This window comes from Rhodobacter capsulatus (genome assembly GCF_005144475.1).
GTDB lineage: Bacteria > Pseudomonadota > Alphaproteobacteria > Rhodobacterales > Rhodobacteraceae > Rhodobacter > Rhodobacter capsulatus_C.
In genome coordinates this window covers 21456-37070 of the sequence record NZ_SWJZ01000112.1, presented here as the reverse complement: position 1 = coordinate 37070, position 15615 = coordinate 21456, and the positions used below count along the sequence as shown (strand labels likewise).

12 protein-coding genes, 3 tRNA genes and 1 pseudogene are annotated in these 15615 nt (G+C 66.8%); 8 read left to right on the top strand and 8 right to left on the bottom strand.

What is annotated here, in order from left to right; all coding sequences use genetic code 11:
• Positions 1-498 (top strand): annotated as a pseudogene (locus tag FBT96_RS20905) (hypothetical protein); the annotation flags it as partial.
• On the opposite strand, the gene FBT96_RS19025 reads toward FBT96_RS20905, so the two are convergent.
• Entirely contained in the window at positions 491-706 is a 216-nt protein-coding gene (locus FBT96_RS19025) for a hypothetical protein (RefSeq protein ID WP_013068297.1), read from the bottom strand. The pseudogene FBT96_RS20905 and the gene FBT96_RS19025 overlap by 8 nt on opposite strands.
• Before the next feature lie 142 nt (positions 707-848).
• Between FBT96_RS19025 and FBT96_RS19020 the strand changes: the two genes are divergently transcribed.
• The gene (locus FBT96_RS19020) at positions 849-1097 is read left to right on the top strand and encodes a DUF2312 domain-containing protein (RefSeq protein ID WP_013068296.1); all 249 of its coding nucleotides are present in this window, start codon (positions 849-851) and stop codon (positions 1095-1097) included.
• Between the two features lie 15 nt (positions 1098-1112).
• Here the strand turns inward: FBT96_RS19020 and FBT96_RS19015 are convergent, their stop codons facing one another.
• Entirely contained in the window at positions 1113-2000 is an 888-nt protein-coding gene (locus FBT96_RS19015) for a hypothetical protein (RefSeq protein WP_136909450.1), read from the bottom strand.
• Positions 2001-2101: 101 nt separating this feature from the next.
• On the opposite strand from FBT96_RS19015, the gene FBT96_RS19010 reads away from it, so the two are divergent.
• Together FBT96_RS19010 and FBT96_RS19005 are read left to right on the top strand one after the other, a co-directional pair.
• Positions 2102-2177, top strand: a tRNA-Thr gene (locus FBT96_RS19010).
• 116 nt (positions 2178-2293) lie between these two features.
• The gene (locus FBT96_RS19005) at positions 2294-3958 is read left to right on the top strand and encodes an FAD-dependent oxidoreductase (protein ID WP_136909448.1); all 1665 of its coding nucleotides are present in this window, start codon (positions 2294-2296) and stop codon (positions 3956-3958) included.
• Between the two features lie 135 nt (positions 3959-4093).
• On the opposite strand, the gene FBT96_RS19000 is transcribed toward FBT96_RS19005, so the two are convergent.
• From FBT96_RS19000 to lon, 3 genes are all read right to left on the bottom strand, one after another.
• Positions 4094-4168, bottom strand: a tRNA-Val gene (locus FBT96_RS19000).
• A gap of 19 nt (positions 4169-4187) precedes the next feature.
• Positions 4188-4580, bottom strand: a complete 393-nt coding sequence (locus FBT96_RS18995) for an HU family DNA-binding protein (protein WP_136909446.1) — start codon at positions 4578-4580, stop codon at positions 4188-4190.
• Positions 4581-4715: 135 nt separating this feature from the next.
• Entirely contained in the window at positions 4716-7127 is a 2412-nt protein-coding gene (gene lon / locus FBT96_RS18990; RefSeq protein WP_136909444.1) for an endopeptidase La, read from the bottom strand.
• Between the two features lie 411 nt (positions 7128-7538).
• Here lon and FBT96_RS20900 point away from each other — a divergent pair, with 411 nt between their 5' ends.
• Complete coding sequence (locus FBT96_RS20900) at positions 7539-7688, top strand: hypothetical protein (protein ID WP_169583628.1); 150 nt, start codon at positions 7539-7541, stop codon at positions 7686-7688.
• A gap of 22 nt (positions 7689-7710) precedes the next feature.
• Here FBT96_RS20900 and FBT96_RS18985 read toward each other — a convergent pair whose 3' ends face one another.
• Positions 7711-9051 (bottom strand): ATP-binding protein, encoded by a 1341-nt coding sequence (locus FBT96_RS18985; RefSeq protein WP_136909442.1) that lies wholly within the window; start codon positions 9049-9051, stop codon positions 7711-7713.
• 40 nt (positions 9052-9091) lie between these two features.
• On the opposite strand from FBT96_RS18985, the gene FBT96_RS18980 reads away from it, so the two are divergent.
• Entirely contained in the window at positions 9092-9967 is an 876-nt protein-coding gene (locus tag FBT96_RS18980) for an MBL fold metallo-hydrolase (protein WP_136909440.1), read from the top strand.
• Here the strand turns inward: FBT96_RS18980 and FBT96_RS18975 are convergent.
• Both FBT96_RS18975 and FBT96_RS18970 read right to left on the bottom strand, forming a co-directional pair.
• Complete coding sequence (locus tag FBT96_RS18975) at positions 9964-11652, bottom strand: ABC transporter permease (protein ID WP_136909437.1); 1689 nt, start codon at positions 11650-11652, stop codon at positions 9964-9966. The genes FBT96_RS18980 and FBT96_RS18975 overlap by 4 nt on opposite strands.
• A gap of 8 nt (positions 11653-11660) precedes the next feature.
• The gene (locus FBT96_RS18970; RefSeq protein WP_136909435.1) at positions 11661-12674 is read right to left on the bottom strand and encodes an extracellular solute-binding protein; all 1014 of its coding nucleotides are present in this window, start codon (positions 12672-12674) and stop codon (positions 11661-11663) included.
• A gap of 530 nt (positions 12675-13204) precedes the next feature.
• Here FBT96_RS18970 and FBT96_RS18965 point away from each other — a divergent pair.
• Positions 13205-13279, top strand: a tRNA-Asn gene (locus FBT96_RS18965).
• A gap of 123 nt (positions 13280-13402) precedes the next feature.
• The gene (locus tag FBT96_RS18960) at positions 13403-15328 is read left to right on the top strand and encodes a site-specific integrase (protein ID WP_136909433.1); all 1926 of its coding nucleotides are present in this window, start codon (positions 13403-13405) and stop codon (positions 15326-15328) included.
• Positions 15329-15615 lie beyond the last annotated feature (287 nt).

The window sequence follows — 15615 nt, the reverse complement described above, 5'->3', positions numbered from 1 at the left end:
CGCTGGGGCTTTGCCGAGGGGCCCTTTGCCCGCGCCGCGCGGCTGGGCGCCGAGCGGACCGCCGCCCGCCTGAGCGCCGCCGGGCGCGGGCCGGGCCCGGTTCTGGCGACGCTGGCGGTTCTGGGCGGGGTGCCGGACGGGGGGGCACTGGCGGCCGAGACGGCCCTGGCCGCGCTGCGTGCCGAGGCCGGGATCGTGCCGCGCCGCTTTTCCGAGACCGAGATCCTGGCCCGCCTGCTGGCCGAGCTGGCGCTGCCGGGCCTTGCCGCGCTGGAGATGGGCGAGGCGTTCCGGCCGGGCGACATCGATCTGATGGCGGGGGCGGAGCTTGGCTTTCCCGCGCCGCGTGGCGGGCCGATGTTTCAGGCCGACCGGATCGGCGCGCTGGCGCTGCGCAAGCGGTTGCGCGCGCTGGCGGCCGAGGGGGCGCCCGCGCCGCCCGCGCTGCTCGATGCGCTCATCCGCGACGGTCAGACCCTGGCCGGACGCTTCACTTGAAGGTCACGCCGAGCACGACCAGCATCAGCCCGATCACCGACACGAAAAGCGCGCCCAGGTTCATCGCCACGATGCCGCGCAGCGCCGCGCGCAGGCCCGCATCGTCGAGCCCGGCCTTTTTCGCCTTGGCCACTTGCGCCGCGCAATAGAGGATGCCGATCATCCCCAGCAGCGAGACCGCCGCGCCAGCCCAGATCAGAAAGTCCATCACCGCCTCCGTTTTGCCCGGGCTACCGCGCGCGCGGGGTCTTGGCAAGCGCCGAGATCGGGCGCGGGTTGCGGCTTGAAGGGGGGGCGGGGCTGCGCTAGTCAGGGGCTTCATCCCGCGTAACGACCTTCGGAGAGCCTTCATGTCGAACGACGCCTATACCGTGGCCGCGGACGAGCTGCGCCAGTTCATCGAGCAATACGAACATCTCGAGGCCGAGAAGAAGGACATCACCGAGCAGCAGAAGGACATCATGTCCGAAGCCAAGGCCCGCGGCTACGACACCAAGGTGATCAAGAAGATCATCGCGATGCGCAAGCGCGACAAGAACGATCTGGCCGAGGAAGAGGCGATCCTCGATATCTACAAGGCCGCGCTTGGCATGTCCTAAGCGCCCGCCGCCGCGTCAGGGCGTGATCAGCGTCACGCCCGGCAGGCGGGCCATTTCGGCCACATCGGCGGCATAGCGCGCGGCGATCTCGGCCACCAGATCCGCGCTGACGCCCGGCAGGGGCACATCGGCCACAAGCGCCTCGGGACGGGCGAATTTCTCCAGAAACGCGATCAGTACCTTGCGCCGCTGCTCGGCCGTCTGCGGCGGGTGGCTTGCCAGATAGGCGCGCAGCCGCCGGGCCCCCTCGGGCTGCATCAGATCCTCGACCAGACCATATTCGCCCATCAAAGCCCCGGCCTCGGGCAGCCCGCCCATCTGCCGCAGCACCTCGGGGAACAGCAGCGGCAGATCCTCGTTGCACCAGAGCACAAGTTTCGCACCGACCCGCCCGGCGGCCTCGGCCATCCGCGTCACGACCGGACCCCAGCGCAGATCCTCGGGCGCATGGCCGCAGAGCAGCTCGGTGAAATCGCGGCCGGGCTGACGCGCCGCCAGCGCCACCAGCAGCAGCGCCGGGTCGAGCAGGCCCAGATGAAACTCGGTCCGGTCCTGCGGGAACAGGTTGGCCAGCGGCACCAGCTTGTCGGCGGCGGCCGGGTAAAGCCCGCTCGCGCCGATCGCGCGCTCGGGCAGGGCGAGGAAATTCTCGTAGCTGAAGACCAGCCGCTCGACCGGGCCGCGGGCGCCGTGCAGGCAGGCCGTGCGCAGCCGGTCCTGCGTCGCCGCATCGGCGGGCCGCCCCTTCAGCCCGATCAGCGCATCGCGCAGCGCCATGCGATAGGCGACCGGGGCGGGGGCATGGGAACGCGCCGCGGTCATCGCCTCGGGGTTGGTGGCCAGCGTCCTGACAAGGCGTTCGTCATCGGTGGCATGCGCGCCCAGATGAAAGACCAGATCCATTGGTGTTCTCCTTGCGCCACCATAGCGGCCAAAGCCGCGAAGGCAAAGCCCCGCCGTCCGGTCTTGCGCCGAGGCGGCCGGAAGGTTATTTCAGCACCGTGGCCGGCGTAGCTCAGTTGGTAGAGCGTCTGATTTGTAATCAGGGGGTCGGGGGTTCGAGTCCCTCCGCCGGCACCAGTCTTCCCGGCAAGAAATCGGTCACCTTGCTGCAACGCGGGGCCGGGCTTGCGTGAATAGGCTCTGGCGGTCCGGCGCCGTTCGGCTATGCTTCGCGCAGCAGCATGGAGGGTGTCATGGTCACGCGGATCGTCGTTCTGGGCGGGGGGTTCGGCGGCATGTACACGGCCCGCGCACTTGCGCGCCGGTTGGGCCGCAAGGCCGAGATCGAGCTGATCAACGCCGAGAATTACTTCGTCTTCCAGCCGCTTCTGCCCGAGGTGGGCGCAGGCTCGATCATGCCCGCCCATGCGGTCTCGCCGCTGCGCTTCCTGCTCAAGGGCGTGCAGGTGCGCAAGGCCGTCGTCGACAGCGTCGATTTCGAGCGCAAGGTGGTCACCGTCTTTCAGGGCATCCAGCGCCGCCCGACCGAGGTGCCCTATGACCATCTGGTGATCGCGCTGGGGCAGGGGGCGGATTTCTCGCGCATGCCGGGGCTTGAGGAACATGCGCTGAAGATGAAGACGCTCGAGGATGCGCGGCGTCTGCGCGAACATGTGATCGAGCAGCTTGAACATGCGCAGGTCACGGCGCTGCCCGACACCAAGCGCGGCGCGCTGACCTTCACCGTCGTCGGCGGCGGCTTTTCCGGCGTCGAGACCGTGGGCGAGATGAAGGAACTGCTGGACCGCTCGCTGCCGTTCTATTCCAACATCGACCCGTCCGAGGTCCGCGTGCTGCTGGTCGAATATGCGCCGCGGATCCTGAACGAGATGCCGAAGGAGCTGGCCGATTACGCGACGAAGCATCTGCTCGGCCATGGCATCGAGCTGAAACTGGGCACCGGCGTGCGCTCGGCCACGCATCGGCAACTGGTGACGACCGAGGGCGAGGTGATCGACACCCGCACCATCGTCGCGACGATCGGCAATGCGCCGCTGCCGGTGATCCTGCGCATGGGGCTGCCGCTGGAAAAGGGCCGCGTCGCGGTGGATCGCAACCTGCGCGTCAAGGGCCGGACCGATGTCTGGGCGCTGGGCGATTGCGCGCTGATCCCGCTGAAGGACGATGCCGCGGAGCGCAACGATTTCGCGCCGCCCACCGCGCAATTCGCTGTGCGCGAGGCGAAACGGGTCGCCGCCAACATCACCGCCGTGCTGAAGGGCCGCGCGCCCGGGGTCTTCGCCTACAGCTCGCGCGGGGCGCTGGCCTCGCTGGGGGCGAAACGCGGCGTGGCCGATATCTTCGGGCGCAACATCACCGGCTTTCCGGCCTGGTTCATCTGGCGGTCCTATTATCTGGCGCTTCTGCCCGGCATCGGCACCCGCATCCGGGTGATGATCAACTGGTCGCTCGATCTTTTGGGCGCGCGCAGCCTCGTGCAGCTGCGCACCTATCAGAAGCCGCCGATGCGGCATGTCTATTTCCGCGCCGGCGACCGGATCTATCAGGCGGGCGACCGTTCGGACGGGTTCTACACGGTGATTTCGGGCGCGGTGCAGATGGTGCGGACCGACCCCGAGTCGGGCGAGCTGACGACGCGGGTGATCGGCCCCGGCGGCCATTTCGGCGAGAGGCTGATTCTGGGGGCGACGCGGCGCAAGACCTCGGTGAACGCGATCGAGGATACCAAGGTGCTGGTGATGAACCGCGCCGAATTCCTGATGCTGGCCGAAAGCTTCGAGGCCTTCCGCGATTATTTCCGCCCCTACATGGAAAAGCACGGCGTCAGCCTGCCCGGCACGGCCGCGCCAGAGATGCCTTCCGCGACGCAATCCGAGCCGCCGAAACCGGGCGTCTGAGCCGGGCCGGGGCGCGGCGGAACCCTTTGCAGGGCGCGGTTGCGCCCTGTTCTCCGTTTGCCCCTGGGGCAGGCTGCGGTCGATTGCGGCCAAAGAAAAAGCGCTGGAAAATTTCCAGCGCTTTTTCAGGAATGATGGTGGGCGATAACGGATTTGAACCGCTGACATCTTCGATGTGAACGAAGCGCTCTACCGCTGAGCTAATCGCCCGGTGGAGCGGTGTTTAGCCTCAGTCCTCGGCCTCCGCAAGGGGGTCTGACGCGGAATCTGCGTTCTTTTTCGCATCTTCCGGCGCCGCCATCTGCCGCAGCTTCACATGCAGGATGTCGCCGCCCGTCTTGTCGACCGTGCGGGCCACCGAAATCTTGCCCAGCGGCGGCAGAACCAGCGTCTCGCCCTTCGCCAGCGCCTCACCCAGCACCGCCAGCACCGCCTCGGTCAGATCGCGCACGACCGGCTTCTTGGCGCCGCTGCGCAGCACCACGCGCTCGACGAAGTCCTTTTTCTTCACCTGCACGCGGACCGCGACCGGCGCCGCCTCGGCTGCGGTCTCTTCCGGCACGGGCACCGGCACCGGTTGCGCGGCCTTTGCCGCGGCGGATTTCTTCGTGGATTTGCTCATCTCGGCCCCATCGGTTTCCTGTCGCGCCAAGGTTAGGCCGCAACGGCGCAACAATCCATGCGTTGCAAAAGCCGGGCCCGGAAAAAACAACGCGCCCCCGAAAGGGAGCGCGTCAGAGCCTGTTTCAAGGGCAGATCAATGCGCCGTCGCGCCCGCCGCTTCGGCCTTGGCGGCGGCCCGGGCGGCGGCGGCCGCTTCTTCGGCCGCCTCGTCCCATTCCACCGGCTCGGGCGTCCGCACCAGCGCGCGGGCCAGAACCTCGCGGACATGGGTCACCGGGATGATCTCCAGCCCTGCCTTGACGTTCGCGGGGATGTCGGCCAGATCCTTTTCGTTTTCCTCGGGGATCAGCACGGTCTTGATGCCGCCGCGCAGCGCCGCCAGCAGTTTTTCCTTCAGGCCGCCGATCGGCATCGCATTGCCGCGCAACGAAACTTCCCCGGTCATCGCGATGTCCTTGCGCACCGGAATGCCGGTCAGCACCGAAACGATCGAGGTCACCATGGCCAGCCCGGCCGAGGGGCCGTCCTTCGGCGTTGCCCCGTCGGGAACGTGGACGTGAATGTCGAGCGATTCGAATTTCGGCGGCTTCACCCCGATTTCCGGCGCGATCGAACGGACGTAAGACGAGGCCGCCTCGATCGATTCCTTCATCACGTCGCCCAGTTTCCCGGTGGTCTTCATCCGCCCCTTGCCGGGCAGTTTCAGCGCCTCGATGTGCAGCAGATCGCCGCCGACCGAGGTCCAGGCCAGACCGGTGACGACGCCCACCTGATCCTCGGCCTCGGCCAGACCGTAGCGGTGCCGCTTCACGCCCAGATAATCGCCCAGCTTCGCTTCATCGACCGTGACCGATTTCACCGTGCCCTTGGCCTTGATGATCTCGGTCACCGCCTTGCGGGCGGTTTTCGCGATCTCGCGCTCCAGGTTCCGCACCCCGGCTTCGCGGGTGTAGTAGCGCACGATGTCCGACAGCGCGCCGTCGGTCAGGGTGAATTCGCCCTTCTTCAGCCCATGCGCCTTGACCTGTTTCGGGATCAGGTGTTGCCGGGCGATCTCGGATTTTTCATCCTCGGTGTAGCCCGCAAGCGAAATGATCTCCATCCGGTCCAGCAGCGGGCCGGGCATGTTGTAGCTGTTCGCCGTGGTCAGGAACATCACGTTCGAGAGGTCATATTCGACCTCAAGGTAGTGATCGACGAAGGTCGAGTTCTGTTCCGGATCGAGCACCTCAAGCAGCGCCGAGGCCGGATCGCCGCGGAAATCATGCCCCATCTTGTCGATTTCATCGAGCAGGATCAGCGGGTTGGTCGTCTTCGCCTTTTTCAGCGCCTGGATGATCTTGCCCGGCATCGAGCCGATATAGGTGCGCCGGTGGCCGCGGATTTCCGATTCATCGCGCACGCCGCCAAGCGAAATGCGGATGAATTCCCGCCCCGTCGCCCGTGCGACCGAGCGCCCGAGCGAGGTCTTGCCGACGCCCGGAGGGCCGACAAGGCACAGGATCGGCCCCTTCAGCTTGTCCGAGCGCGCCTGCACCGCCAGATATTCGACGATGCGCTCCTTGACCTTTTCCAGCCCGTAGTGATCGGCATCGAGCACCTTTTCGGCGCCGATCAGATCCTTCTTCACCCGGCTTTTCACGCCCCAAGGCAGATTGAGCAGCCAGTCCAGATAGTTGCGCACCACCGTCGCCTCGGCCGACATCGGGCTCATCGAGCGCAGCTTCTTCAGCTCGCCCTCGGCCTTGTCCTTGGCTTCCTTCGACAGTTTCGTGCGGGCGATCTTTTCCTCAAGCTCGTTGAGCTCGTTCTGACCGTCCTCGCCATCGCCCAGCTCGCGCTGAATGGCCTTCATCTGTTCGTTCAGGTAATATTCGCGCTGCGTCTTTTCCATCTGCGACTTGACGCGCGACTTGATCTTCTTCTCGACCTGCAGGACCGAGACCTCGCCCTGCATCAGCCCGTAGACCTTTTCCAGCCGTTCGGAAATGTCGAGCGTTTCCAGCAGTTCCTGCTTGAGCTTGACCTCAAGCCCCAGATGCCCCGAGACGAGATCGGCCAGCTTGTCGGCCTCGCGGGTTTCGGAAACCGCGGCCATCGCCTCTTCGGGGATGTTCTTCTTGATCTTGGCGTAACGCTCGAATTCTTCGGCGACCGAGCGCAGAAGCGCCTTGATCGTGTCGCGGTCGCCCTCGACCTCGGTCAGGGTTTCGGCCTGCGCCTCGAAGAAGCGGTCGTTTTCGACGAAATCGGTGATCCGGACCCGGCTCTTGCCCTCGACCAGCACCTTGACCGTGCCGTCGGGCAGTTTCAGCAGCTGCAGCACATTGGCCAGCACGCCGACGCGGAAGATCCCCTCATGCGTGGGGTCGTCGATCGAGGGGTCGATCTGGCTGGCCAGAAGGATCTGCCGGTCGTCGGCCATCACCTCTTCGAGGGCGCGCACGGATTTCTCGCGGCCGACGAAAAGCGGCACGATCATGTGCGGAAACACCACGATGTCGCGCAGCGGCAGGACCGGATGGGTGGAGGGGAGAGCGGTCATTGTCTGTCCTTGTTTGCGGCGAAAGGCACCGGTCCCGCGATTGGCAACCCGTCCCTTCCCATGCCCCATATCTAGGGGGGGGGGAGGCACAGTTCAACTGCACCGAACCGACAGCCCGCCCCGCCGTCATCAAGTCTTCACACTGCGGCAGAATGCCCCGTGCTGCAAGCGAAGCTTGGTTCATATGCCCGACAAACTTTTGCCATCGTCGCCTGACCTTTTGCGTCATGGGAAACAGGTCGCGGAAGGGGGAGCCTCGGGGCCGAAACCCGGCGCGAGAGGCGGCGCGCCAAACCTTGCCCCCGAAACCTTGCACAAGGTCCGCAGGCCCAGGGTGCTTAAGGTTTCGTTAAGACTTTGCGCGCATCCTGCAGTTGCAGGACCGCAGGTCCGACGTGAAGGAGCGCAGCGGTGGACACAACAGCGCAGCCGGGTCTCGATCTGTCGCGGGACGTCGCGGCCGAGGTTCGGCCGATCGAAACCACCTCGGGCTGGTGGATCCTGCCCATGGTGCTTGCGGGGGCCGGGGTCTGGATCGGTGTCTTCGTGCTGATCTTCTGAGACCAGTCTCGGAACGGCAACGTCAGAGCGGCAGGGTCAGTTCCGCCGCCAGCCCGCCCAGACGCTTGCCTTCCAGCAGGCTCAGGCTGCCGCCATGGCCGCGGGCGATGTCGGCGGCGATCGCCAGCCCCAGCCCGACGCCCTGGCCGCGGTCCTGATTGCGCGCCGGATCAAGCCGGGTAAAGGGCCGCATCGCCTCTTCGCGCCGCTCGGCCGGGATGCCGGGGCCGTCATCCTCGATCAGCAGACGCAGGCTGCGCGGGCGCACCGCGACCGAGACCTCGGCCCGCGAGCCATAGCGCACCGCATTGCCGATCAGGTTTTCCAGCGCCCGGCGCAGCGCATCGGGGCGCACCACCGCATGCACCGGCGCTTCGGGGCAATCGCGCAGCCGCACCGGCTGCCCGGCGCGGATCGCATCCTCGACCACCTGCGCGACAAAGGCGCAGATCTCGATCCGCTCCGGCTCGCCCGCCACCGCCTCCTCGCGCGCGACATTCAGAAAGGCGTCGATCATCTTGCCCATCTCGGTCACGTCGCGCGCCATCGCGGCGATCTCGGCCTCGGTCTCGGGCTCTTCGGGCAGCATCGACAGGCCAAGCCTGAGCCGCGTCAGCGGCGTGCGCAGATCGTGGCTGATCCCCGACAGCATCAGGCGGCGGCTTTCGGTCTGCCGCTCGATCCGGTCGCGCATTTCCAGAAACGCCTTGCCCGCCGCCCGCACCTCCAGCGCGCCGGTCGGGCGATAGGGCGCGATCTGGCCCTTGCCGAAGGCCTCGGCGGCGCGGGCCAACCGCTGGATCGGCCGCAACTGGTTGCGCAGGAACAAGAACGCGATCAGCGTCATCAGCACCGAGACGAAGACCATCAGCACCAGCAGCTGATGCGGATTCGCGGCCGAGACCCAGATCCGCGGAAAACCGATGTAAAGCGGCCCGTGCCGGGTCGCGACCCAAAGCTGCACCCGCCCGCCCGCGGTCAGATCCAGCGCGATCATCCCCGGCAGGCCCGCGCGCAGCGTCGATTGCACGGTCAGCCCGGTGAAATCGGTGATCTCGCGCCGGTCGGCGGCGGGGACGGGCCGGGGCGCGGGCAGATCCAGCCGCAGATCCAGCGCCTGCGCCAGCTCCGCCATCCGCGTCGCGGCCTGGGCCTGGGTCGCGGCGGTGTCGGCGCGCTCGATCACCAGCGCGATCTCGCGCAGCATCGAGGTGGTCATCTGTTCGGTCACGCGTTCGAAATGGCGCTGGATGAAGACGACCGAGACGACAAGCTGGATGGTGACGACCGGCAAGATCAGGATCAGCGCGGCCCGGCCGTAAAGCCCGCGCGGCAGGAAGTGTTTGAGCCAGGCGAAATCCATGCCACAACCCTAACGTCGGAAGCGGCAGAGGGAAAGAGGGATGGAGGATCTGGAACCGGGCGTGCGGCGGCTTGTGGCGCCCAATCCCTCGGCGCTGACGCATCGGGGCACCTGTTCTTATGTGCTGGGCCGGGGGGAGGTGGCGGTGCTCGATCCCGGGCCTGCCGATCCGGGGCATCTGCGCGCGCTGCTGGACCGCCTTGCCCCGGGCGAGCGGGTGGCGGCGATTCTGGTCAGCCACGCGCATCTCGATCATTCCGAGGCCGCGCGGCCGCTGGCCGATCTGACCGGGGCGCCGATCTTCGCCTTTGGTGATCCGGCGGCGGGGCGTTCGGCGCCGATGCGGGCGCTGGCCGAAGCGGGGCTCGCGGGCGGCGGCGAGGGGGTGGATGCGGGGTTTCGCCCCGATGTGACGCTGGCCGATGGCGAGACGCTCGCGATGGGCGACTGGTCGGTGACGGCGCTGCACACGCCGGGGCATTTCGGCAATCACCTGTGTTTCGCGATGGGCGACGTGGTCTTTACCGCCGATGTGGTGATGGGCTGGTCGACGACGCTGATCTCGCCGCCCGATGGCGATCTGGAGGCCTATTTCACCTCGCTTGACCGGCTGGCGGGGCAGGGGGCGCGGGTGTTCTATCCGGGCCATGGCGATCCGGTGCCCGATCCCGCGGCGCGGCTGGCCGCGCTTGCGGCGCATCGGCAGGCCCGCACGGCGCAGATCCTTGCGGCGCTGGCCGCGGGGCCCGCGACGCTCTCTGCCCTGACCGCGCGGGTCTATGCCGACACGCCCGTGGCCCTGCACCGGGCGGCGGCGCGCAATCTTTTCGCGCATCTGGTGGCGCTGGTCGCACAGGGTCGGGTGGTGGCGGATCCGGGTCTGGCGGTGACCGCGGTCTTCGCCCGCGCCGACTAGGCCCCCCGCCGCTGCGCCAGCCGCGACAGCGCGATCACCGGCAGGATGCCCACGGCGACGATCGCAAGACCCGCGATGGCACCGTCTTCATGGCTGCCCCGCGCCGCCTCGCCATAAAGATGCGTGGCAAGGGTCTCGACCCCCAGCGGGCGCAAAAGCAGCGTGGCCGAAAGTTCCTTCATCGTGTCGACAAAGACCAGCAGCGCGGCGGCGATCAGGGCCGGGCGCAGGAGCGGCAGATGCAACCGGCGCAGGCTGGCCGCCGGACCATGGCCAAGGCTGCGCGCCGCCTGATCGAGCGAGCGCGGGATCTGCGCGAAGCCGCTCTCACAGCCGCCCACCGAAATCGCCAGAAACCGCACCAGATAAGCATATCCCAAAGCCAGCCCCGAGCCGATCAGCACAAGCCCGGTGCCCTGACCCAGAACCGCCCGCGCCCCCGCGTCCAGCAGCCGGTCCAGCGCCCCCATCGGCACCAGCACGCCGAGCGCCACCACGGTTCCGGGCATCGCATAGCCAAGGCTGGCGAGCCGCCCGATCACCGCGCCGGGCCCGCCGGGGCAAAGCCGCGCCGTCAGCGCCACGACCAGCCCGCCCGCCACAACCGCCACCGTCGCCGCCGTCGCCAGAAGCAGCGTCGCCCGCATCTCGGCGCGCAGCTGCGCGGAAATCCCGGTCTCGGCGATCCGCGTCACGGCCTCGGACAAAAGCCAGGCCAGCGGCACGCCAAAGCCCAGCAGAACCGGCACCAGCCCCAGCCCGAGCGCCGCCCATCCGCGCAGACCCGCCAACCGCACCGGCACCAGCGGACGCATCCTTTGCGCGCCGCCCGCAAAGCGCTGCCTGCGCCGGGCGAAGCGTTCCAGCGCCACCAGCGCCGCCACCACGGCCAGCATCACCAGCGCGATCTGCGCCGCCCCGGGCAGATCCGAGCGCGTGACCCAGGTGGCATAGATCGATACCGTCAGCGTGCGTACGCCCAGAAACTCGGCCGCGCCGATGTCGTTCAGCGTCTCCATCAGCGCCAGGCTTGCCCCCGCCGCGATCGCCGGACGGGCAAGCGGCAGCGCCAGCCGCCACAGCAGCCCCCGCCGCGTGCAGCCGAGCATCCGCCCGGCCTCCAAAAGCCCCGCCGCCTGCATCGCGAACATCGCCCGCACCGGCAGATAGACATAGGGGTAAAGCACCAGCCCCAAAAGGAAAATCGCCCCCGGCATCGAGCGGATGTCGGGCAGCCGAAACTCCCGCGGCGAGCTGTAGCCCAAAAGCGCCCGCAGCCCGTCTTGCAGCGGGCCGAGCGGATGGGTCACCTCCAGATAGACGAAGGCGATGATGTAGCTGGGCACGGCAAGCGGCAAAAGCAGCGCCCAGTCAAGCAGCCTGCGGCCCGGAAACTCATGCGCTGCCACCAGCCAGGCGAGCGTGGTGCCCAGAACCGTGACGACCAGCCCGACCCCGGCCAGAAGCAGCGCCGTCTGCCCCAGCGCAGGCAGCAGGACATGCGTCCAAAGATGGCTCCAAAGCCCCTCCGACCCCTGCGCCGCCTGCCAGAGCAGCGCCGCCACCGGCGCCAGCACCAGCGCGGCAATGCCGCCCGCCGCCCAAAGCCAGGCCGACCCGCCCCCCCGGAGGGGGCGGGCGCGCAGGTGCCCGGGCAGCCGCGGGCTCAGATCGGTCACGGCCATGGCGGGCCTCAGTTGTCGAAGCCGACCTTGTCGACCAGCGCGCTGGCCTCCTTGCGGTGCGTCACCACCTCGCTCAGCGGCAGCGGATCGATGGTCAGCGGCCCGAAAGAGGCAACGATCGGCGAAAGCTCCGCCCCGGCCCGCACCGGATACTCGAAATTCGCCTCGGCATAGAGTTTCTGCGCCGCATCCGAGGTGAGATATTCGAGCAGCTGCACCGCCTCGGCCTTGTGCGGCGCATGTTTGGCAATCGCCGCGCCCGAGATGTTCACATGCGTGCCGCCGTCATTGAAAGTGGGCAGAAGCACGGTGATCGCCTCGCCCCAGGCTTTCTGCTCGGGCTCTTTCTCGTTCGTCCGCATCAGCCCGACGTAATAGGAATTCGCCACTGCGATGTCGCAGATGCCGCCCAGGATGTCCTTGGCGCCGTCACGGTCGCCGCCACCCGGCTTGCGCGCCAGATTGGCCTTGAGCCCGGCCAGCCAGGTCTCGGTCGCAGCCGTGCCGTGATGCGCCAGATGGGCGGCGAAAAGCCCGGTGTTGTAGGGGTGCTGGCCCGAGCGGATGCAGATCTTGCCCGCCCATTTCGGATCGGCAAGCTCTTCATAGGTGATCGCGGTCAGGCCCAGATCCTTGGCGGCATAGACGACGCGCGCCCGCATCGACAGCGCCACCCACTGGTTTTCCGGATCGCGCAGCTCTTTCGGCACCGCGGCCAGAACGGCTTCGGAGTCAATGGTTTGCGTCAGGCCTTTGGCGGCCAGATCGGCCATGTTGCCGGCATCGACCGCCATCAGCACATCGGCGGGCGAGGCGGTGCCCTCGGCCGCGACCCGTTCGGCCAGACCGTCTTTCAGGAAGACCGTGGTGACCTTGATCCCGGTTTCGGCGGTGAAGGCCGTCAGCAACGGCTCGACCAGCTTCGGCTCGCGCGAGGTGTAAAGGTTCAGTTCGGCCGCACCGAGGGGCAGGGGCGCAAGCAGGGCCGAGGTCAGAAGCAGGGCGCGCGGGGAAAGGGTCATGGCAGGGCCTCCGGGGTTGGAAAGGTCATGTCGCCCGGTATCGGGCCGGACCGGGATGGCATGCATGACTAATTTGGTCAAGAAATAAATATGAGTATTTGGGTCAGCTTTTAGTGGGGCGATGCGCGGTTGGGGCGATGTCGGGACGGGTGTCCCGGATCCGGGCCGCTGCGCCGCCGTCGATCTGCGGCGCGGCCTGCTGGTCGGACGGCCGTCCAACCGGGGGGCGGGGCAAGCTTGGCGGGCGAGGGCCCGGTTCGAAGCGATTCCCGCTGCGCTCACGTGGGGGGCATCTCGAAAGGAAACGTTTTCGTGAACAGTCGCGTCGTCCTTGCCGATCTGGGGGCGGGGGCATGCGGGTGTTTGCAGCACCGATGGCCCCGCCGCCCGAAGAAAAGCGCCGGAACCGCCTGTTTTCGTTCCTGCGAGGAGGAAGGGGGCGGTTGCGGAAGACTTGTTTCGGGGCGGTGAAAAAAACGCAGCTCCCCCCTTGCACCCCCGAAACACCGCCGCTATACACCCCCTCGTGTTCCGGCGTAGCTCAGCGGTAGAGCAGTTGACTGTTAATCAATTGGTCGTAGGTTCGATCCCTACCGCCGGAGCCAACATCCCCCGCAAGATGTTGAAATAAAAGAGAAACCATCCTCTCGACTCAGAGGCTGTATCACAGCCCTGTAGCACATGAGGATGCGTCTCCGGCAGGTCGTCTCTGACTTGGAGACGCGGCCATGGCGCAATCGCCCCATATCTTCCTGCGCGGCACGATCTGGACGTGGCGGCGACGCATGCCGCCGCTGTCCACAGAAATCAGCCATCTGCAGCTCTCTTTGCGCACCCAGGATCGCGCCGTCGCGCGTATATTGGCGAGCAGATTGACATATGAGAGCGACCGGATGTTCGAAGCCCTTTCCCTTGGTGCGCTGAGCCCGAAAGACTGCAAGACTTGGCTGGAATCGGTGATCCGGACAGAACTGGCGCGGATCACGCGCATGCGCACCATTGCAAGGCTCGACCCGATCACGGGCGGAGACGAGATCGACCGCCGTCTCGACTGGGCGACGGTGCAGGCCTGGCGCATCTTCGCCGAGCGCGGCCTCGAGGCCGAGATTGATGCCCGGGAAGAGACCGCTTTGCGGGGGGCGGGTGCGGGCGACCGCGAGATCGGGTCGCTCGAAAGCCTGATCGTGCAGTTTCGCAAGGAAATTACCGTTCCGAGCGGCGTGGCCAAGATGCTTGCCGCCGCGCGAAGCGCGCTGGGGGGCGACGAAAGCTCGACCGGCGCGCTGCGCGACACTCCCTCGGCGTTGACGGTCCTCCAGCTGCGTCAATTCCTGATCGCGGGCAAGGCCGCCGCTTGGAAAGCAGCCGAAGGGATGCGAGATCCGCATCTTGACTGGGCCTACGACTATGCCCGTTCCCTGGTCGAGAACCCGCAACTCCCCGCCGTGTTTTCGGAAAAACCTTCCGGCTCCGCCTCGAATACGGACGTCGCGGCGATCGCCCCCCCGCCTCTGGCCGCGCGATCCCTTGCCCCGGTTCAGGCTTTCGCGCCGGCACCGGTCGTCAGCGCCCCCCGTGAAATCGATTACGATCCCGATTTGATGGCGCTCGTCGACCGGATCAACGCCGACAAGAGCCGGGAGCATATCAAACCGGAAACGCGCAAGCAGCTGGTCTCCGGTGTCAAGCTCTTCATCCTGGCGATCGGCATCACGCGAATCACGGATATCGAGCAGAAACACCTCAAGGCCTTCAAGGACATGCTTCAACGCCTGCCGCGACATTACGGCAAAAGCCCGAAAGACGCGAACCGCTCGATCGACGAGATCCTCGCCCGGGCGGACGATCTGCCCGAAGACGAGGTCGGCCTCTCGCCCCGGACGATCAACGGGCATCTGGAACGATGGTCGCTGATGGTGCGCTACGCAAAAAGCGAGGGGATCGCGGTGTCCCCCTCGATCCAGCTCGACCTGTTGCGTGTCCAAGAGATCAAGCGCGACCGCGACAAGCGCCCCCCGTTCACGCTCGAAGAGGTGGTCAAAGTGTTCCGGCACACGATCTGGACCGGCTGTCGCAATCACACACGCCGTCACTTGCCCGGCAACATGATCCTTCGGGACGGTCTTTACTGGGGCCCCCTGCTTTCCGCCTACAGCGGGGCGCGGCGCGAAGAAGTTCTCGGCCTGATGCTCGAGGACATCTGCGAGATCGACGGCATCCCCTGCTACCATATCCGCGACAACATGCACCGGTCGGTCAAGACCTTCGCCTCCGAACGGCTCATCCCGATCCATCCCCACCTGATCGAACTCGGCTTTCTCCGCCACGTCGCGGCACAGCGCAAAGCCGGCGCAAACGCGATTTTTCCGGAGCTGAAGCCCACGAACGACACCGAAAGCTTCGGAGACAAGATCTTCTACAATTGGGATCGCGCGCTCGATATTCAGCTTGAGGGCAATCCCAAGGGCCTCTGCTTCCACAGCTTTCGCCATTACGTGATCGACTTCTTGAAATGCGACAAGACAGTGACCGACAAAGAGCGCCGCGATCTTGTCGGTCACGTTGGCAAGGATGCGCATGACGAGACTTACGACATGCCGACATCAATGCTTGCGATGCTGCAAATCGTGACGCGGCTGCCACGGGTATTCTGAAGGCGGGGGTGAACCCAAAAGACTGAAAAAATTACGAAACGATGGGGGGAGGCAACGGATACGCTGCGTCGGAGCCGGGTCGTCGGGTGCAGACACGGGGCACCGCGCGCGCAGCCCCGACAACCGAAATTGCGGAGGGTCCACGGGTGGAAACCGTAATTTCGGTTGTCGGGGCGAGCACGTGGGGCACGAAGGATGCATTCGACGATCTGGACTCGACGATTGCTGCGTTGGTGAGGGCTTCGAGGGGGCCGGGGTCCGGGGCGGCAAGCCCCGCGAAAGGGAAA